Annotated in this window: 27 protein-coding genes; 14 read left to right on the forward strand and 13 right to left on the reverse strand. The window is 36.3% G+C overall.

Features of this window, described 5'->3' with window-relative positions; all coding sequences use genetic code 11:
* Positions 1 to 99: 99 nt before the first annotated feature.
* Genes VG895_01675 through VG895_01685 form a run of 3 tightly spaced genes read right to left on the reverse strand, consistent with a single transcriptional unit; the run spans position 100 to position 4,751 of the window.
* The gene (locus tag VG895_01675; protein HWA51747.1) at positions 100 to 2,106 is read right to left on the reverse strand and encodes a hypothetical protein; all 2,007 of its coding nucleotides are present in this window, start codon (positions 2,104 to 2,106) and stop codon (positions 100 to 102) included.
* A 2-nt stretch (positions 2,107 to 2,108) separates the two neighbouring features.
* Positions 2,109 to 2,708, reverse strand: a complete 600-nt coding sequence (locus VG895_01680) for a hypothetical protein (GenBank protein HWA51748.1) — start codon at positions 2,706 to 2,708, stop codon at positions 2,109 to 2,111.
* 57 nt (positions 2,709 to 2,765) lie between these two features.
* Positions 2,766 to 4,751, reverse strand: coding sequence for an SH3 domain-containing protein (locus VG895_01685; GenBank protein ID HWA51749.1), 1,986 nt, complete (start codon positions 4,749 to 4,751; stop codon positions 2,766 to 2,768).
* 242 nt (positions 4,752 to 4,993) lie between these two features.
* Between VG895_01685 and VG895_01690 the strand changes: the two genes are divergently transcribed.
* From VG895_01690 to pilO, 14 genes are read left to right on the forward strand one after another with little or no spacing between them, the layout of a single operon-like run.
* On the forward strand, positions 4,994 to 6,733 hold the full coding sequence (locus tag VG895_01690; protein HWA51750.1) for a GspE/PulE family protein: 1,740 nt from the start codon (positions 4,994 to 4,996) through the stop codon (positions 6,731 to 6,733).
* A 15-nt stretch (positions 6,734 to 6,748) separates the two neighbouring features.
* Positions 6,749 to 7,804, forward strand: a complete 1,056-nt coding sequence (locus VG895_01695) for a type IV pilus twitching motility protein PilT (protein ID HWA51751.1) — start codon at positions 6,749 to 6,751, stop codon at positions 7,802 to 7,804.
* Positions 7,801 to 9,006: a type II secretion system F family protein gene (locus VG895_01700; GenBank protein HWA51752.1), complete on the forward strand. Its 1,206-nt coding sequence runs from the start codon at positions 7,801 to 7,803 to the stop codon at positions 9,004 to 9,006. Before VG895_01695 ends, VG895_01700 begins: the two co-directional genes overlap by 4 nt.
* 52 nt (positions 9,007 to 9,058) lie before the next feature.
* Complete coding sequence (locus tag VG895_01705) at positions 9,059 to 9,568, forward strand: type II secretion system protein (GenBank protein HWA51753.1); 510 nt, start codon at positions 9,059 to 9,061, stop codon at positions 9,566 to 9,568.
* Complete coding sequence (locus VG895_01710; protein HWA51754.1) at positions 9,568 to 10,284, forward strand: prepilin peptidase; 717 nt, start codon at positions 9,568 to 9,570, stop codon at positions 10,282 to 10,284. The genes VG895_01705 and VG895_01710 overlap by 1 nt, the downstream gene beginning before the upstream one ends.
* The gene (locus tag VG895_01715) at positions 10,281 to 10,733 is read left to right on the forward strand and encodes a hypothetical protein (protein ID HWA51755.1); all 453 of its coding nucleotides are present in this window, start codon (positions 10,281 to 10,283) and stop codon (positions 10,731 to 10,733) included. Before VG895_01710 ends, VG895_01715 begins: the two co-directional genes overlap by 4 nt.
* Positions 10,711 to 11,172: a type II secretion system protein gene (locus VG895_01720; GenBank protein HWA51756.1), complete on the forward strand. Its 462-nt coding sequence runs from the start codon at positions 10,711 to 10,713 to the stop codon at positions 11,170 to 11,172. The genes VG895_01715 and VG895_01720 overlap by 23 nt, the downstream gene beginning before the upstream one ends.
* Positions 11,169 to 11,633 (forward strand): type II secretion system protein, encoded by a 465-nt coding sequence (locus tag VG895_01725; GenBank protein HWA51757.1) that lies wholly within the window; start codon positions 11,169 to 11,171, stop codon positions 11,631 to 11,633. Before VG895_01720 ends, VG895_01725 begins: the two co-directional genes overlap by 4 nt.
* Positions 11,617 to 12,783, forward strand: a complete 1,167-nt coding sequence (locus VG895_01730) for a LamG-like jellyroll fold domain-containing protein (GenBank protein ID HWA51758.1) — start codon at positions 11,617 to 11,619, stop codon at positions 12,781 to 12,783. Before VG895_01725 ends, VG895_01730 begins: the two co-directional genes overlap by 17 nt.
* On the forward strand, positions 12,784 to 13,278 hold the full coding sequence (locus VG895_01735) for a prepilin-type N-terminal cleavage/methylation domain-containing protein (GenBank protein ID HWA51759.1): 495 nt from the start codon (positions 12,784 to 12,786) through the stop codon (positions 13,276 to 13,278).
* Positions 13,279 to 13,314: 36 nt separating this feature from the next.
* A complete protein-coding gene (locus tag VG895_01740; GenBank protein HWA51760.1) occupies positions 13,315 to 14,196 on the forward strand; it encodes a hypothetical protein in 882 nt (293 codons plus the stop codon).
* Positions 14,197 to 14,200: 4 nt separating this feature from the next.
* A complete protein-coding gene (gene pilM / locus VG895_01745) occupies positions 14,201 to 15,217 on the forward strand; it encodes a type IV pilus assembly protein PilM (protein HWA51761.1) in 1,017 nt (338 codons plus the stop codon).
* A gap of 1 nt (position 15,218) precedes the next feature.
* A complete protein-coding gene (locus tag VG895_01750; GenBank protein ID HWA51762.1) occupies positions 15,219 to 15,743 on the forward strand; it encodes a hypothetical protein in 525 nt (174 codons plus the stop codon).
* Positions 15,744 to 15,746: 3 nt separating this feature from the next.
* On the forward strand, positions 15,747 to 16,421 hold the full coding sequence (gene pilO / locus VG895_01755; GenBank protein ID HWA51763.1) for a type 4a pilus biogenesis protein PilO: 675 nt from the start codon (positions 15,747 to 15,749) through the stop codon (positions 16,419 to 16,421).
* Here pilO and VG895_01760 read toward each other — a convergent pair.
* Genes VG895_01760 through VG895_01805 form a run of 10 tightly spaced genes read right to left on the reverse strand, consistent with a single transcriptional unit; the run spans position 16,405 to position 21,905 of the window.
* A complete protein-coding gene (locus tag VG895_01760; GenBank protein HWA51764.1) occupies positions 16,405 to 16,638 on the reverse strand; it encodes a KH domain-containing protein in 234 nt (77 codons plus the stop codon). The two genes, pilO and VG895_01760, sit on opposite strands and share 17 nt — an antisense overlap.
* Before the next feature lie 12 nt (positions 16,639 to 16,650).
* Entirely contained in the window at positions 16,651 to 16,869 is a 219-nt protein-coding gene (rpsP, locus tag VG895_01765; protein HWA51765.1) for a 30S ribosomal protein S16, read from the reverse strand.
* A 10-nt stretch (positions 16,870 to 16,879) separates the two neighbouring features.
* A complete protein-coding gene (rnc, locus tag VG895_01770; GenBank protein HWA51766.1) occupies positions 16,880 to 17,551 on the reverse strand; it encodes a ribonuclease III in 672 nt (223 codons plus the stop codon).
* Positions 17,541 to 17,891, reverse strand: coding sequence for a transcription antitermination factor NusB (nusB, locus tag VG895_01775; GenBank protein ID HWA51767.1), 351 nt, complete (start codon positions 17,889 to 17,891; stop codon positions 17,541 to 17,543). The genes rnc and nusB overlap by 11 nt, the downstream gene beginning before the upstream one ends.
* A gap of 3 nt (positions 17,892 to 17,894) precedes the next feature.
* Complete coding sequence (rpmF, locus tag VG895_01780) at positions 17,895 to 18,053, reverse strand: 50S ribosomal protein L32 (GenBank protein HWA51768.1); 159 nt, start codon at positions 18,051 to 18,053, stop codon at positions 17,895 to 17,897.
* Positions 18,054 to 18,062: 9 nt separating this feature from the next.
* Entirely contained in the window at positions 18,063 to 20,045 is a 1,983-nt protein-coding gene (gene recG / locus VG895_01785) for an ATP-dependent DNA helicase RecG (protein ID HWA51769.1), read from the reverse strand.
* A gap of 27 nt (positions 20,046 to 20,072) precedes the next feature.
* Positions 20,073 to 20,420, reverse strand: a complete 348-nt coding sequence (locus tag VG895_01790; protein HWA51770.1) for a hypothetical protein — start codon at positions 20,418 to 20,420, stop codon at positions 20,073 to 20,075.
* Positions 20,421 to 20,442: 22 nt separating this feature from the next.
* The gene (locus tag VG895_01795; protein HWA51771.1) at positions 20,443 to 20,577 is read right to left on the reverse strand and encodes a hypothetical protein; all 135 of its coding nucleotides are present in this window, start codon (positions 20,575 to 20,577) and stop codon (positions 20,443 to 20,445) included.
* Position 20,578: 1 nt separating this feature from the next.
* Positions 20,579 to 21,745: a tyrosine--tRNA ligase gene (tyrS, locus tag VG895_01800; protein ID HWA51772.1), complete on the reverse strand. Its 1,167-nt coding sequence runs from the start codon at positions 21,743 to 21,745 to the stop codon at positions 20,579 to 20,581.
* A 25-nt stretch (positions 21,746 to 21,770) separates the two neighbouring features.
* On the reverse strand, positions 21,771 to 21,905 hold the full coding sequence (locus VG895_01805) for a hypothetical protein (protein HWA51773.1): 135 nt from the start codon (positions 21,903 to 21,905) through the stop codon (positions 21,771 to 21,773).
* Between the last annotated feature and the right edge of the window lie 294 nt (positions 21,906 to 22,199).

Below are 22,199 nucleotides of genomic sequence, written 5' to 3' on the forward strand. Positions count from 1 at the left end.
ATGAAACAAAAAAGCCTCGATCAATCAACTGCTGCGCTTCTTTTTAGTTTGTTTGGTATGGAAACATTTATCGTTGCCACACAAAAATTATACAAGAAGTCAAGGAACTAATTCCTTCCAGGAAATTGAATTTTGCGCCAAGCTTGGAGGGAAAAGGAGACTTAAGGTTGGGTCAAATACAAAACTTTCTCCTGCTGTTGTAGAGTTTGCCGACTGTAAATCTCGTTGCAAAGTAACACTGCCCCAAGCTGCAACACTTCCTTTAACAACAAGCTGGGTATTCCCGCTTCCCGTATTAAAGCCCCCATCTGTTTCAAAAATTCCATTAAGAGTTGTAGTCGTCGCATTTACATTTGTATTTCCTGAAACAACTGTCATAAAAAACCCGCTTCCCGCTGTCTGGATTATAATGTTCCCATTAATATTTAAACTCCCGCCTTTTACAAAAACAACAATCTTTTTATTTCCTGCAACCGTTAAGTTGCCATTAATCGTCAAACTCCCGCTATTAACAGTATAGTAATAATATCCATCAGGGCTTGCGGTCCCTGAGTCAAAATCAGACTGGCCTGAAACAACTGGCAAGGTATTCAAGATAAGATTTGATGGAAGATTGTTTAAAAATGCTGCAGAATTATATGTTTTTCCTCCATAAACAGAATTTCCTTTCCAGTTCTTGCTCGAAGTATTAATAGCTGTTAGGTTTGTCGTCGCTCCGTAAATCACGTTTCCCGGAAAACCTCCAACACCATCTTTGCTAAATACATTACTTGTTGGGACAAGAGAAGATAAGCTTCCTTTGGAAACTGCATCTCCCCCAGTGGTTTGCCACCATCCAGGCAAATAATTATTAACTGTTATTGTTGGGCTATAAACTGTACAGGATCCTCCGTTTTGTGTTGTTGCGGTGGCAGTGAACTGTACAGTCCCGGTACTTATCCCTGTAATGTTTGTCAAATACGGGCTTGCTGCATCGCTGGTTGGTGTTGCTGTGATTCTTCCGTTTGTAGTTGAAAAAGCCACACCTGTAATCGGCGAGCTATCATTTGAGTCAACTGATGCTGTAACAGGTATCGTTTGCCCAATGCTAATCGTATTAAATGAAGGCGAAAGGCTTATGTCACACTGTGGCGGATTAACTTGTATTGTAAAATATTTGTTGCATACATCTCCTGAAGTCCCTGAACTGTAATGAGAAAGATAAAGAACAACATTCATTGTTGTTGTTCCAGGATTAAGGCCGTATACAGATACATTTGCATAATTTCTACCATAAAGACAACATAAATTTTGCGGATTAGCACTCATTACCTGCAAAAGGTTATCAATAATAGTTGGACTTGGGACTCCTTGAAGACCTTGTCCTTGTTTGGCAGGAGGAGTGACTACAAAGCTTGTTGGAAGAACAGCAAGACCTGCTTGTGGATCGCTTGATCCAGAATTCCCTCCGTCTTTATCTATGCTAAGATTTGAAATTCTATTTTGATAAAGAACAATTGGTGTTGAGCTGTCTGATATACCGTTTACACTATAAACATTGCAGGCCGCTCCGCCTCCTCCAGAAGGCTCGACACAGCAAAGCCCTCCATTAGAACACGACCCCGATCCTCCAACTTTTCCAATCTGACCACAGTTTGATATATCAGTACGGCACTCAGGATTTGATCCTCCGCTACAACTTCCTCCAGAACCTCCTCCGCTTCCTCCTCCGCAATTGCTGCAGTTTTCAGCAGACGAACAAGCTTGTTGTTGTGTTACCTGAATACATGAATTGTTATTGCAGACATTACACGTATAACTATTAACAGGAGGAGTGTAAACACAGGAGCCTCCCATCACTGGACCACCACAAGCAGTATGTCCACATGCCCCGCCTGCAAAACTACAACCCAATGAATTTGTTCCGAAACAGGCATAGCCAGTACATTGGACACATCCAGGAGCACCATTACAAGGATTATTACTGTTGCAAAACTTTGGCGTTGGCTCGTAATCATTACAACAGGTCACATCTCCCGTACAAGTTTGCGCTGAAATACTTTGAACATTTCCAAACAATATTGATATCCCTAAACTTAAAATTATAAAAAATAACAGTTTTCTCATTTTTAATTGAAACTAATATTAAATGGCACACTACCATTATTAACTAACATATTTGCTTTATTCCCTGCCTCGGTAAAATGCTGGGTAATAAGACTTCCCTGATCGCCTTGAGGGGCAGTATTGTTGCTTGCTAAATTTTCCTGGTAATACTCAAGTCCCACGAAAAACTGTTGTAAGGCATCGAATTCCAGGTCTTTTTGAGTTTTATTTAATTTCTCAGCGGTATCAGTATTAACATATAGAGTAACTGTCATTTCTGATCCATTTTGAACGAGATTATAGCCAACATATGGTAATGAGTTTCCAGCACTGTCGTTAATATGGGTCACTATAGCAGTTGGAACTGAAGTAAACTGAAATTGTAAAGTTTTTATACCGTCATTTTTTAAAGAAGTTGCAGTTTGACTGTCAAACTTACTTAGATTAAAACCGGAATTATTATTAACTGTTAATCCCCCACTTTGAAAACTCTTTGTTTGTACTGAAACAGTAGTTGCTGAATTGTGAGAAAGATAAAACACAATTCCTCCGAGAATACAAAAAAATAATATTGCCAAAAATAAAATACCTACCAATAACTTATTTTGCTTTAAAAAATCCATAAAATCCCAATTACTTCAGATTAGATTATCTTAAAAAGAATGTAAAGAGGATTGTGGTTAGGAATTTGAATTACTGGAGATGTTTTTAATTATAAATATTGCTCCAGGAAGATTACTGGCTTGTAAATAATTATTGTATATATCATTTCCAATAGCTTGGTATTTATTGAGCGAATTATTAATTTCATTTAATGTACCCGTTGTTATTGGTGCTACTTGTCCTGCAAAAGGAGCATTCATTATATTAAATGCAGTAGCTCCGAATAGCCAGTCTGCAGCGCCTGGATACGTGTCTTGTTTACCTTCATTAGGATTCTCGACGGATCTTATCAAAATAACATCGCCAAAATTTTGCTTACCCGCAGTTAGAGTGTCTGGCAGTACAATGTCAAAAGAACCTAGCTTTTGTGCGTCGTTTTTCGTTAAAACTGCACTTGTAGTTTCGCCAGGGTAGTTTACGTTAATAATATGTTTTCCCGTAACATCTATCCCGGTATCTTTTTTTATGGATTGAATTGTTCCATTCAAAAGGGTATCGGTACCAGGTTGGCTGAGATAAGCGCTGTTCCAATCAAAATAAAAAGAGTTATTGTTTCTTTGTGAGCCAACTGCAGTGAAAAAACTAATCTTTAGTCCACTTACTCCCTCTTTGTAATCCGAAGATTGTATTGGAGTAGCTGCATATGACCAACTTCCATTCTCTGCACTTGTTGGTTGTGTATGTCCAAAGTAACAAAGTACATGACCTTGTTGGTCTTGTCCTTGGAAACATAAGTTGTCTTTGTTCCAGGTAATATTAGTTATTCCTAAAGTTTGTGCATCTTTAACCATTTGATCAGTATTTCTTCCTGGATAAGATTCCATTACACTATTCATTGTGGCAAGCTCAGCTGAATTTAGAGTTGATCTAACTGCATCAAAGTTAAAAAAAGTGTTTACATTTGCTTCAGGAGCACTTAATTTAGTAATTACGAGATTATTATTACTGTCAAATTGATATATTCCATTATTATCAACAAAAACAGTTCTTAATGAATTTGCATTAAATGATCCTTCTTTTACCAAATCTGCCTTTATAAAGCCGTTTTTACCATTTACGCTTACTTGGTACCAAGGTTGCTGATCGCTACCTGTTACTTGTCCCGTTATAACCACTTCTGTTGCTTCAGGCAAAACAGCTAAGGGTTGAGAATTAGTATTACTATCAGGTCTTAAGTTTGCAGAAGTATTAACTACTCCTTGAGCCCAGCCACTTTTATCTCTTATTCCGTAAGTGGAAGTAAAATCGCTAGCCTTTTCTAACGCAAACGATGTACCTTGGTTCAGTGGATCTTCGGTCAGGACCCAGATCCCACCTGATTTTGGATCTCGAACCCCAACGACTGGTCTCTGAAAACCACTCGCCTCGTTTCTGATAAACATTTCTAACTTCAATCCCGGAGCTAAACTAACCGGAATAACCAAGCCATCTGTTGAATCGTAAACATAATATGTATCTGTATTATCAGGATGAATTTCATGAATAATTCCGCCTACGAGATTACTTCCCGAAATAGAACCTACTTCTAAAGAAATTGTAAATTTGCCAACTTTATCCTTAGGTTCTGTTGCAGCGATAGTTTGGATAATTTTGCTATTATCCTCCATGATCGTTGAGGCATCCTGAGCCAGTAAATCTTGAATTGTAGGATCTCCAAAGTTAATCTGTGAAGGATCAATGTTAGCTAGTGTACTTTGTAAATAACTCGTCTCAAATGCTGCTGGATCTGTTGGAACCGTAAATTCAGGAACTCTTTTAGGTAGCTGCCCAAATTGTGTATCAAAATTTGTTGGCGGAGGTGTTACTCGTCTAATATGGCTTTGGTCCTTATCTACAGCCGCGGTCGTTAAACTGTTTTTTTGTGGACCCATCGTATTTTCTATCTGAGAGTTTTGTTGACCTTGAACTACTCGTGCTCCCACAAACATAGCTGTACCAAAAGCTAATGCTCCTCTTGTGATATTTTTTATTCTTTCTGACATTCTATCTTGTTTATCTGCCATAAAACTCACTGTATCAAATACAAGAGCTTATAGCAATTCCTGTCCCATAGTATATTCCATCTACGTAGAAAGTCAAATTTTTATCAAAAAAAATCCCGCTAGCGATAGCGGGATGACTTCCTACCCTTTCCGTGGAAAGGGAAAAATTGAAAAACAAATAGTTAAGTAATCTCTTTAACATTTCCTCTCTAATTAATTATAACAGATATTGCAAGCCGAAGTTTGACTTGTCATAATGAATCATGGCTGCCCTACCAATTGCTAATGGTATTGATGATAATCAGAATCTTGTCGATATTCTTGTTTCCCAAGGTGCTTTAAATTCAGTAATTGGAGACCGAATCAAAATGGCCCAGGTGCAGACAGGCAAAGACCCTGAAGATTTAATAAAAGAACAAAATTTAGTAACTGAAACTGCATTAACAAAAGCAAAAGCAACTTTTTTTAATGTCCCTTATTTAGATCTTGATACTATTCCTATAAGCCCCGATGCATTATCGTTTGTCACTTCAGATATCGCTCAAAGATTTCGTGTATTTCCAGTAAACGTCGACCGCACCAAAAATGAACTCACTCTTGCGATGGCAGACCCACTAGACCTTTCTGCAATTGAATTTATTGAGCAAAAAACTAATTTACATGTACGCCCCCAGGCAGCAGATGCAAGTAAAATTGATGAGTTCACAAAGACTCGTTATGAAGCTTCGCTTTCACAAAAAGTAACTGAGGCTCTTGAAGACGTCAGTCAAGAAGGAGTGAAAACTCTGGATGCTAAACAAGAAGCAGCAGGGAATTTTGTAAGAGGCGAGAAAATCGGAGAAATTGTAAGCGATATTTTAGATTTTGCAGTGCGTTCTCGTGCAAGCGATATTCACATTGAGCCTGAAGAAAAAGCAGTTCGCGTTCGCTACCGCATTGACGGTATTTTACAAGAAAAATTAACTATTCCGAAGCGTCTCCAGGAGCCACTCCTCTCCAAAATAAAAATTTTGGCAGGAATGAAAATTATTGAAAAAAGAATCCCTCAGGACGGTCGCTTCAATTTTCGAAGCGGTAATAATGAAGAAGTTGATCTTCGTGTCTCTACACTCCCTACTGCCTGGGGAGAAAAGGTAGTTATGCGACTTCTCAAAAAAACAGGAGGTATTCCCGACCTTCCTGAATTGGGGCTAAGGGGCCATGCCTTAAAAAATCTTGAAGATGCCATTCTTCGCCCGCATGGAATTATTTTAATTTGCGGTCCGACTGGTTCTGGTAAAACAACCACCCTCTATTCAATTATTCAGCGCATTAATACGCCGAAAATTAACATCATGACGCTTGAAGACCCGATTGAATATAAAATCGCAGGAGTCAATCAGGTGCAAATTAATCCCGATGTGGGTTTGACATTTGCCTCGGGATTACGCGCGTTTTTACGTCAAGATCCAAACGTAATTCTTGTCGGAGAAATTCGCGACCGCGAAACTGCAGATCTTGCGATCCAAGCATCGCTTACTGGCCATTTAGTTTTTGCAACGCTTCATACAAATGATGCCGCAGGAGCACTTCCTCGCCTTCTTGATATGGGCGCGGAGCCGTTTTTAATCACTTCTTCTATTACTGCTATTGTTGCCCAACGTGTGTTGCGTAAAATTGACGAAAACGGCAAAGTTGCTTACGATCCGGACCTAAAGGTTTTGCAGCAAGTGAAAGACGGACTTGGGACGCTTTACCAGCCCAAATCAAATCCTGTTAAATTTTTTAAAGGCACGCCATCACCTGAAAACAATAATTCTGGATATTTAGGCCGTGTAGGAATTTATGAAGTTTTGCCAGTCACAGAAAAAATTTCCAGATTAATTTTAGAGCGGGCTCCTGCTGGGCAAATTGCAGTTGAAGCTAAAAACGAAGGTATGATTACCCTTGAGCAAGATGGTTTTTTGAAAGTTCTTGATGGCACCACGACTGTTGAAGAGGTGTTGCGTGTCGCGCAAGAATAATATTATGATTAAAATATGACAATTAGAGATTTATTGCAACTCACAGTCGACAGAAACGCTTCAGATCTTCATATAGTTGTGGGAATTGCACCGACTCTCCGCATTGATGAAGAATTAATTCCGGTTCCAAACGAACAAATATTAACTCCCGAGATAATGGAAACTTATTTAAAAGAACTTTTAAATAGCAATCAATTAGAGTCTCTTGCTACAAACAAAGAAATTGATTTTTCTATTTCATTCTCAGAGAAGGCTCGTTTTCGTGTTAACGCCTATACTCAAAAGGGCACCTGGGGTGTAGCTTTTCGTAAAATTCCTCTTATTATCCCCTCTCTCGATGAATTAAAATTGCCAAAAATAATGAATGAGTTTGTAAATATGCGCCAAGGATTTGTGCTTATTACAGGCCCAACTGGTCATGGTAAATCTACCACTCTTGCATCAGTTATAAATGAAATCAATAAAACTCGCTCTGTGCATATTGTAACCATAGAAGATCCGGTTGAATTTATATTTAATTCAGTCAAATCAATTATTAGCCAGCGCGAAATGCACGAAGATACTCATTCTTGGAGTATTGCGCTTCGAAGTGTCCTTCGTGAAGATCCAAATGTTGTTTTGATTGGTGAAATGCGCGATTATGAAACAATTGCTGCAGCGCTAACAATTGCAGAAACTGGCCATTTAGTTTTTGCAACCCTTCATACAAATAGTGCGGCAGAAACAGTTGACCGTATTGTTGATGTTTTTCCTGACGAACAGCAAGATCAGGTGCGTTTGCAGCTATCAAATGTCTTAGCTGCTGTTGTTTCCCAACGTCTTATGCCGGCAATTTCTGGGGGGAGAATTGTTGCAACCGAGGTTATGACTGCAAGTAACGCCATTAAAACTGCAATTCGCGAAGGCAAGACTCATCAGATAAGATCTGTAATTCAAACCTCCGGAAATCAGGGAATGTATACCTTAGAAAGTTCTCTTGCTTCAATGGTTAAAGAAGGAAAAATAACGGCAGAAGTAGCTACAAATTATTCAACAGAACCTGAAGAGCTTGCCAGATTAATGCGATCATGAAAAGATTTATCTACAAAGCAAAAGCTAAAGATGGGAAAATTATATCAGGAGAAGTTGAGGCATCAACTGCGGATGCTGCAGCAAAACTTGTTCGTGCAAAGGGATTTACAGTTTTAAGCATAACTCCAAAAGAAACCGGAATTATTGGAATTTTTACATTATACAAAAACAGAATTACATTAAATGATGTCGCAGGTTTTACCAGACAATTTGCAACAATGATAAATGCAGGACTTCCGGTAACAGAAAGTTTAAATATTTTAAAATTGCAGGCCCAGCCCAATTTTGAACCTGTAATCTCAAAAATTTTAAGTGATGTTGAAAACGGTGAATCTTTATCTACAGCTTTTGACAAACATCCTAAAGTTTTCTCTCCAACATATGTGGCTCTCTTGAAAGCTGGAGAAACCGGAGGAGTTTTGGATAAAGTCTTAGTTCGTATTGCCGATAATCTTGAAAAATCCCAGGAATTTAGAGGAAAAGTAATCGGCGCTCTTATTTATCCAATAATTATTATCGTTGGTATGGTAATTGTAACTTTTATTATGATGATCTTTGTTATCCCTAAGCTTCTTGATTTATATTCGCAATTTAATGCAACACTTCCTTTACCAACTCAAATCGTTATTGGCATTTCCAATTTCTTCGTTCGTTTTTGGTTTATTATTATTGGTCTTATGGTTGGCGGTTTTCTCTTTTTTAATTCTTATTCAAAAACAAGCGAAGGTCGACATAAAATTGATGAACTTATTTTTAAAATACCAATAATCGGAGATCTTCAGCAAAAAGTCATGCTTACAGATCTTGCAAGAACTCTAGCTTTAATGGTTGGAGCTGGAGTTCCAATCATTGAAGGTATGCAAGTCACAGCTGGAGCAATTGGAAATGTAATTATAAAAGACGCATTAACAGATGCTTCTTCTCAAGTTGAAAAAGGCTTCCCTATTGCCTATGCATTTGCAAAGCATCCCGAAGCTTTTCCCTATCTTTTTTCTCAAATGATTGCAGTTGGCGAAGAGTCTGGAAAAATCGATGAAGTTCTTTCCAAATTAGCCCAGGTTTTTGAAACAGAATCAGATCAAAAAGTAAAAACATTAACTGCAGCGATAGAACCGATAGTAATGATTATTTTAGGAGTAGGAGTTGGTTTTTTGGTTGTTTCTATAATCTTGCCAATATACAACTTGACTAATTCGTTTTAAATATTTCATACTGAATTATAAATGAAGGAGGTGATTAAAAATTAACACGTTAATAAAAAAAGGTTTTACATTAATAGAACTTTTGGTAGTTATCGCAGTTCTTGGAGTTTTAGCAGCAGTCGTTATTGTTTCCATAAATCCTTTGCAGCAGCTTGCAAAGACACGTGATGCAGGAAGATTAGACTCTGTTACTCAAATGGGAGATGCTTTACTTACTTATGCTGAAAGCCATAGTAATACTTTCCCAACAGTAGCCCAGTGGACAGCATCGCCAAATCAACTAGTTGCAGCTGGAGAGCTTACAGCGATTCCCTCTGCAGTTGCTTATAGCGGTGGAACTTCAGCTTGCACAACAAACGTAATTAATAGCACATGGTGTTATCAGGTAACAGCAGGAACAGGAGCTATTGTTTATGCCAAGACTGAGGCATTATCAAACAGCAGCAATTGTGGCACTGGAACATCTGCATACTATGTATATTCCACATCGCTTGGAAGAGCAGGTGGGGTTTGTGCAGCAACAGAAGCTGCCATTGGTTTATCGCCAACTTTCACATTCTAATGATAACCATTGGTTTGTTAGTGTTTGGTTTGATAATCGGTTCTTTCTTGGGAGCGCTCACATACAGGCTCCCAAGAAGAATTAGTATAATAAAAGGAAGATCTTTTTGTCCTTCATGTAAAGCTCAAATCAATTGGTATGACAACATTCCTCTTATTTCGTATGTCCTTTTACAGGGAAAATGTAGAGATTGCAGCAGTCACATTTCTCGTCGTGAACCTTTAATTGAGCTTGCGACAGGAATTATTTTTATTTTTGTCGGCCTAAATATTTTTAATCTAATACTTGCAAGTATTCTAATTGCTATTTTTGTAATTGATTTTGAAAATCAAATTATCCCTGATGAATTAGTTTTTGGGGGAATTTTGATTGCGGTTTGTAAATTAATATTCACAAGCTCGTTTCTCTATCCTAATTTATTAGCCAGTTTTTTATCTGCATTAATTTTATTAATGATTAGTTTAATTACGCATGGAAAAGGTATGGGTTTGGGAGATGTTAAGCTTGCGCTTTTGATTGGTTTGCTTGTTGGTCTTAAGTTTTTCTTAGTTTGGCTTTTCTTTTCTTTTTTAATTGGGGCGGTACTTGGTCTTTTTTTGATTATTATTAAAAAAGCAAAATTACGCCAGAGAATTGCTTTTGGTCCGTTTTTAATCTTTGGAATAGCTATGGTTTTATTTTTTGGTGATTATTTTATAAAATTAATTGGTCTATGAAATTTTTTAATAAAACTGAAAGTATTGTAGTCATTATTATATTATCTGTGATTTTCGTTTTATCATATTTTAATTTTGGTGTTGCAAACGCCCGCGGTCGTGACAACGAACGCGAAAATGATTTAAGCGATATTTCTAAAATGCTTGAAAGCTATAAAGATACAAATAGTATTTACCCTCCAAGTTTATCTGGTCTTCCCAATGCTCCCAAGGATCCGGGAACTCCCTTAGGCTATTCTTATTCATATTTTACAGACGGAAAGTTTTATCAACTCTATGCCAGTCTGGAGCGCACCGACGAGGCTGAATATAATCAGACAATTCACAACTTAAGCCTAAAATGCGGCAACTTTATTTGCAATTATGGTATTTCAGCTTCTAATGTCCCTCTTGATAAAACTTTGCAAGAGTATGAAAATGAATTAGATGCTAAAAATAAAACACACTAAAGGTTTTACTTTAATAGAACTTCTAATCGTTGTGTCAATTATTGGGATTCTTACTGCCTTTTTTGTTAATACTTCAACCATAAACATTAAACGAAGCAGAGATGCAAGGAGGAAAACAGATCTTTCAGCAATTCAAAGTGCAATCGAAACATACAAAGCAGACTGTAATGTTTATCCGACATCTATGAATTTTGGAAGCACTTTAACCGGTGATGGTTCGACTGCAAATTGTCTTTCGACAAATAAATACATGACTCTTGTCCCTCAGGATCCAAATAGCGAAAGTTCATATGTTTATTGGTCTGACGGCACAACATATGATATTTGCTCTACTTTAGAAGTAACTGACAATTCCATGGCTGTTACATGTGGCAGCGGAGCAGGAGCGACAACAAATTGTGGTTCAAGTACATGCTATTATGAAGTTACAAACCCATGAGAGCAGGTTACACTTTAATTGAACTTCTAGTCGTCATTGTAGTGATGACCATTTTGTTTACTGTCGGCTTTACTACTTTTCAGGATTATTCCAAACAGCAGGCCTTATTACAAACAATAACTTTCATCCAAACAGATTTGCGTTCTATTCAAGAAGCAGCAATCGCTGGCAACAAACCAACAACCTGCACTGGTACTTTAAATGGTTATCAATTCAATTTTATAAGCGCTACAGAATATGAAACAGATGCTGTCTGCAGCGGCGGCATTATACAGATAAAGGATGTTAATATGCCCAGTGATATTTCTTTAAACACACCAATTCCTAATCCTCTTATTTTTAAAACTCTTGCTCAGGGAACGAATATTCCAGATGGAAACTCTGCTTCTATAGTTATTACACAAGCATCAACTGGAAACGCCAAAACAATTACTATTGGATCAAATGGAAGCATACAATAAACACAGTTTGTCCCCTCTGGATAAAGGCCAATCTTTTTTTGAGGTCGTTGTTGCTATGGCTTTAATCTCTTTGGTGCTTATTGCAATTGTTAGTTTAGCTGCTGTTTCAATTCGTGCCTCGGTCTTCTCTAGAAACCAAACAGAAGCCTCTCGCTTTACTCAACAAGCAATAGAATGGTTGCAATCAGAACGCGATGCTAATTGGACGGCTTTTGTTGGACATACAACTTCTTCAATTTGGTGTCTTGATTCTCTATACTGGCAAAAAGCTGGAACCTGTGATTCTTCAAGTTTAATTTCTGGAACAGTTTTTACAAGATCTGCATCCTTTACTGTAAACACCAACAGCACAATTACAGCTGAAGTTTCTACCACTTGGTCAGATGCTCAAGGAAAACACACTGTGCCTGTAACTGTTGTTTTTTCTAATAATCAAACTACTTTTGCTGCCGTTCCTACCTCCTCTCCGACTTCTTTACCGAGCCCTTCACCAACCGCAACCCCCATTCCTGCTCCAATCGCATATTGGAAATTTAACGAAGGCTCGGGAACAACCGTAAGCGATAGCAGCGGAAACGGAAATACAGGATCATTAATAAATACTCCAACCTGGACAACTGGTATTTCAAACGGCGCGATTAATTTTAATGGAACAAATCAATATGTCTCTGTTTCCGATTCTGGAATACTTAATTTAACAGGAGATTTAAGCATTTCCTTGTGGATTAATCCATCTTCTTCCCAGACAGTAAATAGTGATATTTTACGCAAAGAGTCTTCTGGAAACGGCTTTGGTATCGAACAAACTGGCTCAGGTCTTAACTATAGTTTTGGCTGGAAAAATTCTTCTGGCTTTCAATGCTGGTCAAGTAATCCTTTTAGTCTGACAGCAGGTGCCTGGCAGCAATTAGTTATTGTCAAAAGCGGTGCCACAAGAAGCGTTTATATCAATGGATCTCCACAGTCAGCAGGAACTTGTACAGGAAGTAATGCTTCTATTTCTTCAACGAGCGGGGTGGCATTACAAATTGCTGGTTGGTCAAGTTTTCCGACACGTTATTTTAAAGGCACGCTTGACGATATACACATTTTTAATTATGCTCTCTCGTCAGCACAGGTCCAATACTTATATAATAATCCAGGAAACTAAATGAAAAAAAATAAAGGTTATACATTAATCGAAATGATGGTTGTGATTATTGTTTTCTCTGTTCTTGCTATTGTTGTATCAGAAACGGTAATTTCCACCTTAAAGGGCACATCAAAATCAGCGGCAATTTCTTCTGTGCGCCAGAATTTAGATTATGCTATAGGTTCAATGGAGAGACAAATACGTGGCGCGCAATCAATAACAAGTACATGTAATGGTGCACCAGCAACACAAATAAGTTTTATAGACCAGAATTTAAACCCTGTTACTTTTAGCTGCAATGATATTAATTCAAACGGCCAGGTTTCCAATATTGCATCATCATCTGCAAGTTTAACTTCTGGCTCTATTTCTATAAGTTCTTGTTCTTTCACCTGCACGAACGGTACCACAAACTCCCCGCCTTCAGTCTTAATTAATATCACAGCAAGCGATATAAAAGGCCAAAACGCCCCAATTACAGAAACTACCCAAATAACTCTTAGAAGTTATTGACGTAGGTTAAATTTTATTGATAGACTAGATTTAGATATGAAGAGAGAAGCCGGCCAAGCTATTTTAATTGTTCTTCTTAGCATGTCAGTTGTTCTTACTGTAGTTTTATCTATTATTGCCGCTTCAACTTCGGATATTAAAATTGGTACGGATGAATCACAATCAATCCGCGCCCTTTCTGCTGCCGAATCAGGTGTCCAAGAATCCTTGGTAACAAATTCCGCAAGCACAGGTAATTTAAATGGCGGTGCATCTTTTACTTCAAACGTGACTTCTCTTGCTGCTGGGGCCACCGCTTTTATCTATCCTACAAATATTTATCCTCAGGATTCAGCTATTTTTTGGCTTGTTTCCCACTCAGATAGCGGCATAACAGTATGCGATGCAAATAATCCTTGTTACACGGGTCGTTATTTTAATATTCTTTGGGGTAATCCTAACGATGCAACAACTGATGCAAACTCATCTACAGCCCCCGCTTTAGAAGTTACAGTTTATTATCTGGCAACTCCAGGAGATTATTCCACAGCTAGAGTGGCTAAAAATATTTATGATCCAAATACTACAAGACGATTAACTAATTTTTATAACGGCTCAGGAACGACCTATCCTTGCCCTTGTACAATTGGGACAACATCCTTTAAATATTTAGAAGGTTTTGATTTAAACGCAACTTTTAATTCTACTTACAGTGCAAGTAATGGCCCCCAATTTATTACAGTAAAAATGCTTTATAATAATAATGCTCAGCCTATCGCTATTCAAACAGACACCGCACTGCCCGCACAAGGCTTTACGGTAGATTCAACAGGTACAGTTGACAGTTCAACAAGAAAAGTTCAAGTCGAAAAAGCATATGGCGGAATTCCGTCAATTTTTGACGCGGCAATTTTTTCGCCAAATTCATTAACAAAATAAAATTATGAGCGTAGGATTAGACATTGGTTCAGTAACAATAAAAGCGGTTGAAATAAAGTCGGAAGGAGGCAGGCCGGTTCTTAAGTCTGCTGGTATTATTGGTGTCAAAGATTTAAGCATCGATAGAATTCAGAGTAACTCTGAATATGTTACCGTTGCAGATACAATTAAAAGATTATTTGCAGCAAGTAAAATTTCATCCAAACAAGTAAATATTTCTCTTCCTGAATCTCTTGTTTTTACTCGAAGCATTAAATTTCCCATTCTTACAGATCAAGAAATTGCCTCTGCTGTAAAATGGCAAGCAGAAGAGATTATTCCCATACCGATCAAAGAAGCAATTTTCCAGCATGTTGTTTTAGAACGCAAAGAAAATGCCCAACCGCCCTTCGTTTCCGTGTTGGTAGTCGCTGCACCTCGTGCATTAGTTGAAAAATACATCAAACTTCTAGGAATGGCGGGACTTACTGTGGTGGGAGTAGAAACAGAATTACTTGCGCTTACCAGAGCACTTAGTGTTCCTGGTCAGACAATTGTTATTCTAGATCTCGGTGCAAAATCCACTAACCTTGGTATCATTAAAAATGAAAAACTTGTTTTTACCCGAACAATTCCTACAGCAGGAGATGCTTTTACAAGAGCCGTTGCTCAGAATTTTGGGGTCAATACCTCACAGGCTGATGAATATAAAAAAACTTATGGACTGAGTCCTTCTCAGCTTGAAGGAAAAGTTGCAAACGCTATCTCTCCTGTTTTTAGAATCATTACTGAAAACATTTCTAAGGCAGTACATTTTTACCAAACAGATGAAGGAGAAGAGCAGCCAAGTTTAATAGAAATTTCAGGAGGGACAGCTGGATTGCCAGAAATTAATACAACTCTCACAAAATTAATTGGCAGCGAAGTTGTTATTGCAAATCCGTTTAGCAAACTGGTTGTCGATGAAAATACGAAACAAAGTCTAAATCCATATGCACCTCTTTATTCTGTAGCTGTAGGGCTCGCTTTAAAGGAAGGATGATATGTCGGAAATAAATCTCTTGCCACTTGACCTTTCGCCAAGCCGTGGAAGCGCAAAAGCATCAACGAATCTTAAAAAAATAATCATTATTTTTTTTAGTATTTTCCTTTTCGCTAGTTTACTGGGAACCATAGTTCTTCTTTTTTTTACAACTAGAGTGCAAAGTACTGTAAACGAGGAAACTGTTGTTACACAAAAAATAAAAGCTTTACAAAACACAGAAAATACTCTTTTTGTATTGAAAGATCGTGCAGATAAAATCCAAATAGTTAATTCTGACTCTCAAATTTACGATAATTTTTCATCAGCAAGCATAGTCTTAGCAAGTCTGCCGACAAACGTTTCAGTTAAAAATATTACAGCAGGCGCAGTCGGAAACACCTTTTCCGTGATAAGTGCAGACTCTATAGGTATGGCAACTTTTTTAAGTTCTCTTTCTACAAACATTTCTTTAAAGGGCTTAACAATAAGTGACTTTAATTTTTTTCCGGAAAGTGGTTACACAATTAGATTTACCTTTTTATAAATCATGAAAAACCTAGATAAAGATCTTAAACTTTTAGCAGGACCAATCCTTGTCTTAATCATTTTAGTTGTATTATTTTTAATTTCTGGAAAAATCATTTTCGATAACATGAATCGTTTAAATAATAATTTAAATTCAGAAAATAACTCACTTAAAACCCTGCAACAAAAACTCAATTCTCTTAGCTCTGTAAATGAAACTACTACCCATGAATCTCAAATTGCCTTGCTCGCCCTGCCTTCTTCAAATTCTATTTTTCCAGCTATCTCATTAATTCAATCGCAAGCAAATAATCTCAATTTATTGATTGTTAATATCCAGGCAACCAATCTTCCTGATTCAGCAAAACAAGGAGTAAATTCATCACAAATTGATTTTGAGGTGAGTGGAGATTATTCTTCAATTGTTTCATTTATAAATAATATTAAAAATTCAACGCCGCTAATCCATTTTGGAGAGATAAAAATTGATAATTCTCAAAGTGTTTATAGCTTAACTGCCACCGTTTTCTCTTTTTGGGCTCCTCTTCCTGCCACATTACCTCAAATTGATAAACCAATCGAGATGCTCACATCTGACGAGCAAAAGACCTTAGCTGCGATAACTCCTAATATTGTAAGTCCTATTACTTCAAGCTCCTCAGCTTCGCCTACAGGAAAAATTAATCCTTTTCAATAACTTTAATATTGACGCTTTTCTTATCAAAAACTCCTTTTATTGAGGCAATTCTTCTTATATTTTTAATCGTCTTTCCCTCTTTACCAATAATAAGTCCAATTATCGCTGGATCTGCTTTTACTTCAAAAACTTCTCCCCTTTCGTCTGTAGTTTCGGTTACGGTAAAATCTTCACTTCCGGTAATTTTTGAGATTAAAAATTTAAGTAAATCAATCATAATAAGTTATGCTTATGCTATTAATTTTTCGACTGCTGGAGTTACTTGTGCTCCTTTTTTCACCCAAGCTTCAATTGCTTTTTTGTCTATTTCTTTTTTTCCTTCTCTTTTGTTCCAAAATCCAAGGACTTCTTGAGGAGCTGCTTGAGTTGATTTTTTACTATCAACAACAACAACTCTGTAAAAAGGTTCTCCTTTTGTTTTAATTCTTGCAAGGCGTATTTGTACCATAAGCTGTATTTTAAACTTTTAATGCCTCCAAAGCAACTTGAGCTGCTTTTTGCTCTGCTTTATTTTTATTTTTGCCAGTTCCTCTTCCCATCTCTTTGCCGTCGACAATGACTCCTACTGTGAATTCTTTTTCGTGATCTGGGCCTGTTATTTTTATTGTTTTATATTTTGGAATTGCTTTCTTTTGTGCCTGAAGTATTTCTTGCAACGTGCTTTTCGCGTCTTTTAATGGTTCTTCAAGTTTCTGATCCAGATCAAACAAAATATTGTCCAAAATAAACTTATTGGCAATTTTTAATCCCTGATCAATATAAATTGCGCCAATAATTGCTTCAATTGTATCTGCCAAGATGCTATCTTTGTCTTTTGCACTTTCCTCTTCTCCTTTTGAAAAATAAATTTTTTCTCCTATGTTTATTTTTCGTGCAAATCTAGCCAAATTCACAGTATTTACAATATTTGCTCGAAGTGCTGTCAGATACCCTTCACTTTTATCTGGAAGTTTTTTATATAAATAATCAGTGACAACATATTCCAAAATCGCATCACCTAAAAATTCCAGTCTTTCGTTTGATTCGTGGACTTCAGGGTTTTCGTTAAGGACAGATTTATGGGTCAAGGCCTGCTCAAATAAGCTTTTATTTTTAAATAAGATTTTAATTTCCTCAGAATTATTTACCATTTTTCAAGATTGTTCCCAGTACTCCGTTTACAAACCCGGGTGAACTTTCGGATCCGTACTCTTTTGCAAGTTCTATCGCCTCATCAACAATTACTTTCTCAGGAGCTTTGCCGTCCATAATTTCCCAAACTGCAAGCTGCAAAACAGCTAGATCTACTCTATTTATTTTAGAAATTGGCCATTCAGGAGCAGCAACAGTAATTTTTAAATCAATTGCATCAATATTTTGTAAAATTCTTTTAGTTGTTTCCGAAGAATCCTGACTATGAAATTCATTTGCAAAAAGTTCTTTTATAACTTTTCTACGTAGTTTATGCCTCGGATCAGACGCAGTTTTCATCTATTAAGCTTTACTTCCACAATGTGGACAAACTTTATGTGGGTATTTTAATTTCCCGCAATTTTTACATTTCACCAAAGATGGTAATGTAACTTTATAAGCATTGTGTCTTCGTTGGTTGCTTCTGCTTCTTGTGTGCTTTTTCTTTGGTAACGGTGTCATATAAGGCAATTATAGCCTAGATTGCGTCAATTCTGCAACTTCTCTTGCATCTTTGATCATTTGTAAATTATTCCAATCTGCAATTTTAAGTTCTGGTATTCCGCTTTGTTTGTTTCCGTAAATTTCTCCAGGGCCTCGAAGCGCCAAATCAAGCTCTGCAAGTTCAAATCCTGAGGAAGTTTTTGTCATTGCATTTAGTCTAATTCCAGATTTTTCGCTTTCATTCTCGCTCATTAATAAGCAATATGATTTTAGTTGTCCTCTCCCAACACGTCCGCGAAGTTGATGAAGGCTTGCCAGTCCAAATCTGTCAGCTGCCTCAATTACCATAATTGTTGCATTAGGGATATCTATACCAACTTCTACAACGGGAGTTGCTACCAAAATATTTATTTTCCCAGCTTTAAAATCATTAATTGCTTCATCTTTTTCGCGATTCTTCATTCGTCCGTGAAGTAAGCCAATCCTTAAATCTGGAAACATTTTTTGTAAGTATTCATATTCTTTATTTGCAGCTTTTATCCCGAAGGGACGAGCTTTGCTCACTTCTATTAAATTTTCGCTTTCGTCAATAAGCGGGCAAACCACAAATGCTTGTATATTTTCATTTTTAATTTGTGTTTTAATCCATTTAAATCCGCTACCTCGCTTGTTTTTTGGTACAACCCAGGTTACAATTTTTTGTCTTCCTTTTGGCAACTCATTTAAGACTGACAAAGATAAATCTCCAAAAAAAGTTAAGGCAACAGTCCTTGGGATTGGAGTTGCGGTCATTGTTAATATATGAGCTACTTTTGTAGAAGTACTTTTGTTATTTAATTTTTCTCTCTGTTTTACTCCAAATTTATGCTGTTCATCAATAACAATAAAACTTACAGATCTCATTTTATTTTTAGCATTAAGAAGTGCATGTGTCCCGATGAGTACGTCAAATTCTTCCGCAGTCTTTTCGCTTCCTGTCCAAAGCCCGACTTTGATTTCAGTATTTTTAAATAAACTTTTTAAAGTATTAAAATGTTGATTAGCAAGTATTTGTGTTGGCGCCATCAAAACACTTTTTCTTTTATTAAGATAAGTTGCATAAATTCCAATTGCAGCAACAACTGTTTTTCCGCTACCAACATCTCCTTCAAGTAAACGGTTCATTGGAATATTTTTTTGTAAATCATCTAAAATTTCATCGATTACTGTTTGTTGTGAAGTGGTTAATTTAAAAGGTAAATTTTTAATAAACTTATTTATTTCATTTTTATTTATTTTTAATACCTTTTTAATTTTGTTTTCTTCCCATTCTTTTTTGCGTGCCATATTTACACTATGAAGCGAAAGTAATTCATTAAATGCAAGTCTATTTTTCCCTTTTTCAAACTCTTCTAAACTTTTTGGGAAATGAACGTTTGCAACTGCTATTTTAAAATCTATTAAATTATATTTTTCTAAAACATTTTGAGGTAAAAATTCTTGCAAATCATTTTCATATTTTTCCCATACATCATGAATACGTCTCCTTAGCCATTTTGAAGAAATCCCCGCCGTTTCACTATAAATTGGTATTAATCCTCCGGTATGAATTTGATTTCCCTCTTCATTTAAAATTTCATATTCTGGAGCAACAATTGCTTTGTTTCGTCCCATAAAATTTAATTCTCCGGCAATCGCTACTTTTGTTCCCTTTTTAAAAGTTCTCGCTAGATAAATTTGATTAAACCAAATTGCATTTACTTTTCCTGTATCATCAGCAATTGTAACTATCTGCATCGGCTTCCCTTTTTTTGTGTATTGATTTACAAAGCTAGTAACAGTACCTTTAATAGTTGCAGTTTCTCCAATTTGTAAATTATAAATAGCACTACTTTTTGAAAAATCAAGAAATCTAAAAGGGACATGATGCATCAAATCCCATAAATTGTAAATTCCAAGCTTCTCGAGTTTTTTGGCATATTGAGGACCAACAAGAGGAAGTTCATCAACTTTTACAGTTCTTAAATCCATGAAGTCATTATAACAAGCTTTGCCTAATTACTTTCTTTTCAGTTTTGCATCTATTTTGCTGAATATTATATACAAGGCATCAGTGTCATTGTGTTTCTCTCCAGTTTCTTTGGTTGTGCGAATCTGTATATATTTATAACCTTTATTTTTTTCTTTATCGATAACGACAGAAATAAAATTTCCATGAAGAAATTGTTGACCTGGTTCCGCTAGTATTTCCATTCTTAATCCCTGATATTCTGGTTGTTGTAAAAGTTCGCCCAATGCTTCCAAATATTGACCATCAACTAATAATCTCATAGCGCCAGTAGGAACTTCTGAATTATATGAAAATTCTTTTCTCAAAATTTCGGTTACCTTTAGAGACTCAAGCATTTTGAGCTATTCTATAACAGCCTCATCTTAAAAACAAATAAGGCAAGTATGGAAGGAATGAAGTCAATAAAAGTCCAATTCCAGCAATTAAAACTAAAATTACAACAATTTTCTTTCGTTTTTTCTTTTTTAATTTGTATTCTTTGTAATCATCCATATTAAATTTTATCTACAACAGTTCCAAAAACTTTTTTACCAATTTTAATTTTATCTCCAATTTTTGTTTCGTAATTTCCGTTATTAACAACTTCACCGTTTATTTCAATTGCTCCTGCGTTAATCATTCGTTTTGCCTCTGACATACTTGAAAGTGAGGTAAAAGGCGCAATTGTTTGTATAACTGTTCCTTGGTTTGGTAAAGGTGTTCCGTAGTCTGGCTCTTTTTTTTGAAAAGTCTTTTCAAATTTTTCTTGTGCTTCCTTTGCATCTTTTTCACTATGCAATTCTTTTACAATTTGAAAAGCTAATTCTTTTTTAATTACAGATGGATTTTCATTATCTGCAAGTCTTTTTTTCTTTTCTTCAATTTTCTCATCGGCTAAATTTGTAGCAAGTGTTAAATATGTAACAATTAAATCATCGCGAACACTCATAACCTTTCCGTACATTTCATATGGATTATCATCAATCCATATCGCATTTCCCCAGGATTTGCTCATTTTGCGCCCATCAGTTCCTTCCAAATATCCTGTCACAAGAATAAAACTTTCTTTTTCTCGCAAATCTCTTTGTAAAATTCTTCCCGCCTGCATATTAAAAGTTTGGTCTGCTCCGCCAAGTTGGATATCAGTATTAAGATGCCAGCTGTCATAGCCTTGCATAACTGGATAAAGTGCTTCATGAAGTCCAACTTTTTTCCCTTCTTTAAGGCGTTTGGCAACAAGTTCCCGGCTTGCAAATTCTCCAAAAGAAAAATGCTGGCAAAGTTTAATAATATCTTCAAAGGAAAGTTTTTTAAGCCATTCGCTATTAAAAACTACGTTTACTTTTGAAAAATCCAATATCTTTTCAGCCTGCCTTTTATAATCTTTAAAATTCTGCTGTATTTGTTCATAAGTCAAAACAGGCCGTTCTGTATCTTTGTCTGATGTATCGCCAATTAACGCTGTAAAGTCTCCAATTAAAAATTTAACGTTATGCCCTAGTTCTACAAATTGCTGAAGTTTTCGCAGTCCTACAGCATTACCGATATGTAAATGTGTTGCGGTTGGATCTGCACCAAAATAAATATTTAATTTCTTATCAGATTTTAGTAACTCCTCCAACTTTTGTTTGTTTGGAATTATATTTGTTACTCCCCTTGTTAATACTTCGTCAATATTCATGAATCTATTTTATCAAATAAAATGTTTATTTTAAATCAATAGAGATATTTGTATCTGGAGTTTGGAGAATTAGTTCACCATTTAATTTCCATATACTGATTTTTAAATCTTCATGATGAGAAAGAGTGTTTTGTTCACTTCTATCGTCTATACCAAACACAATGAGCATTGAATTTCCAGGTAATTGAATTTGTTCTTTAATAACGATTTTGTTGCTATCAGGTGACCAAAATGGTTTACCATCAAAATATAAAATACTGTGTCCGTTTACCTCGCTGATGATAGCAGGTTTTGTCCCGTCGGGAGATAGTGCTAAAGTAGCTTTGTCATATTGACAGTGTAGATGCTAACAAAAATCCGACAGCAATACGACCAAATGTTTCGCCAAAAGTTCTTTCAGTCACCACATATTGTACTATAAGATTGATTGTTCTCAAAAATATACATCTGATAT

The organism is Patescibacteria group bacterium, assembly GCA_035549555.1.
GTDB lineage: Bacteria > Patescibacteriota > Microgenomatia > UBA8517 > UBA8517 > Co84-156.

Excerpts from the sequence above, each read along its gene's own strand:
- VG895_01690 (HWA51750.1), top strand. The coding sequence starts at position 4,994 with ATGGCTGCCCTACCAATTGCTAATGGTATTGATGATAATCAGAATCTT.
- VG895_01685 (HWA51749.1), bottom strand. The coding sequence starts at position 4,751 with ATGGCAGATAAACAAGATAGAATGTCAGAAAGAATAAAAAATATCACA.
- rpsP (HWA51765.1), bottom strand. The coding sequence starts at position 16,869 with ATGGTACAAATACGCCTTGCAAGAATTAAAACAAAAGGAGAACCTTTT.
- VG895_01725 (HWA51757.1), top strand. The coding sequence starts at position 11,169 with ATGAGAGCAGGTTACACTTTAATTGAACTTCTAGTCGTCATTGTAGTG.
- VG895_01700 (HWA51752.1), top strand. The coding sequence starts at position 7,801 with ATGAAAAGATTTATCTACAAAGCAAAAGCTAAAGATGGGAAAATTATA.
- recG (HWA51769.1), bottom strand. The coding sequence starts at position 20,045 with ATGGATTTAAGAACTGTAAAAGTTGATGAACTTCCTCTTGTTGGTCCT.
- VG895_01680 (HWA51748.1), bottom strand. The coding sequence starts at position 2,708 with ATGGATTTTTTAAAGCAAAATAAGTTATTGGTAGGTATTTTATTTTTG.
- VG895_01790 (HWA51770.1), bottom strand. The coding sequence starts at position 20,420 with ATGCTTGAGTCTCTAAAGGTAACCGAAATTTTGAGAAAAGAATTTTCA.
- VG895_01760 (HWA51764.1), bottom strand. The coding sequence starts at position 16,638 with ATGATTGATTTACTTAAATTTTTAATCTCAAAAATTACCGGAAGTGAA.
- VG895_01675 (HWA51747.1), bottom strand. The coding sequence starts at position 2,106 with ATGAGAAAACTGTTATTTTTTATAATTTTAAGTTTAGGGATATCAATA.
- VG895_01695 (HWA51751.1), top strand. The coding sequence starts at position 6,749 with ATGACAATTAGAGATTTATTGCAACTCACAGTCGACAGAAACGCTTCA.
- VG895_01750 (HWA51762.1), top strand. The coding sequence starts at position 15,219 with ATGTCGGAAATAAATCTCTTGCCACTTGACCTTTCGCCAAGCCGTGGA.
- VG895_01735 (HWA51759.1), top strand. The coding sequence starts at position 12,784 with ATGAAAAAAAATAAAGGTTATACATTAATCGAAATGATGGTTGTGATT.
- nusB (HWA51767.1), bottom strand. The coding sequence starts at position 17,891 with ATGAAAACTGCGTCTGATCCGAGGCATAAACTACGTAGAAAAGTTATA.
- tyrS (HWA51772.1), bottom strand. The coding sequence starts at position 21,745 with ATGAATATTGACGAAGTATTAACAAGGGGAGTAACAAATATAATTCCA.
- pilM (HWA51761.1), top strand. The coding sequence starts at position 14,201 with ATGAGCGTAGGATTAGACATTGGTTCAGTAACAATAAAAGCGGTTGAA.
- VG895_01740 (HWA51760.1), top strand. The coding sequence starts at position 13,315 with ATGAAGAGAGAAGCCGGCCAAGCTATTTTAATTGTTCTTCTTAGCATG.
- VG895_01710 (HWA51754.1), top strand. The coding sequence starts at position 9,568 with ATGATAACCATTGGTTTGTTAGTGTTTGGTTTGATAATCGGTTCTTTC.
- VG895_01720 (HWA51756.1), top strand. The coding sequence starts at position 10,711 with ATGCTAAAAATAAAACACACTAAAGGTTTTACTTTAATAGAACTTCTA.
- pilO (HWA51763.1), top strand. The coding sequence starts at position 15,747 with ATGAAAAACCTAGATAAAGATCTTAAACTTTTAGCAGGACCAATCCTT.
- VG895_01795 (HWA51771.1), bottom strand. The coding sequence starts at position 20,577 with ATGGATGATTACAAAGAATACAAATTAAAAAAGAAAAAACGAAAGAAA.
- rnc (HWA51766.1), bottom strand. The coding sequence starts at position 17,551 with ATGGTAAATAATTCTGAGGAAATTAAAATCTTATTTAAAAATAAAAGC.
- VG895_01715 (HWA51755.1), top strand. The coding sequence starts at position 10,281 with ATGAAATTTTTTAATAAAACTGAAAGTATTGTAGTCATTATTATATTA.
- VG895_01730 (HWA51758.1), top strand. The coding sequence starts at position 11,617 with ATGGAAGCATACAATAAACACAGTTTGTCCCCTCTGGATAAAGGCCAA.
- rpmF (HWA51768.1), bottom strand. The coding sequence starts at position 18,053 with ATGACACCGTTACCAAAGAAAAAGCACACAAGAAGCAGAAGCAACCAA.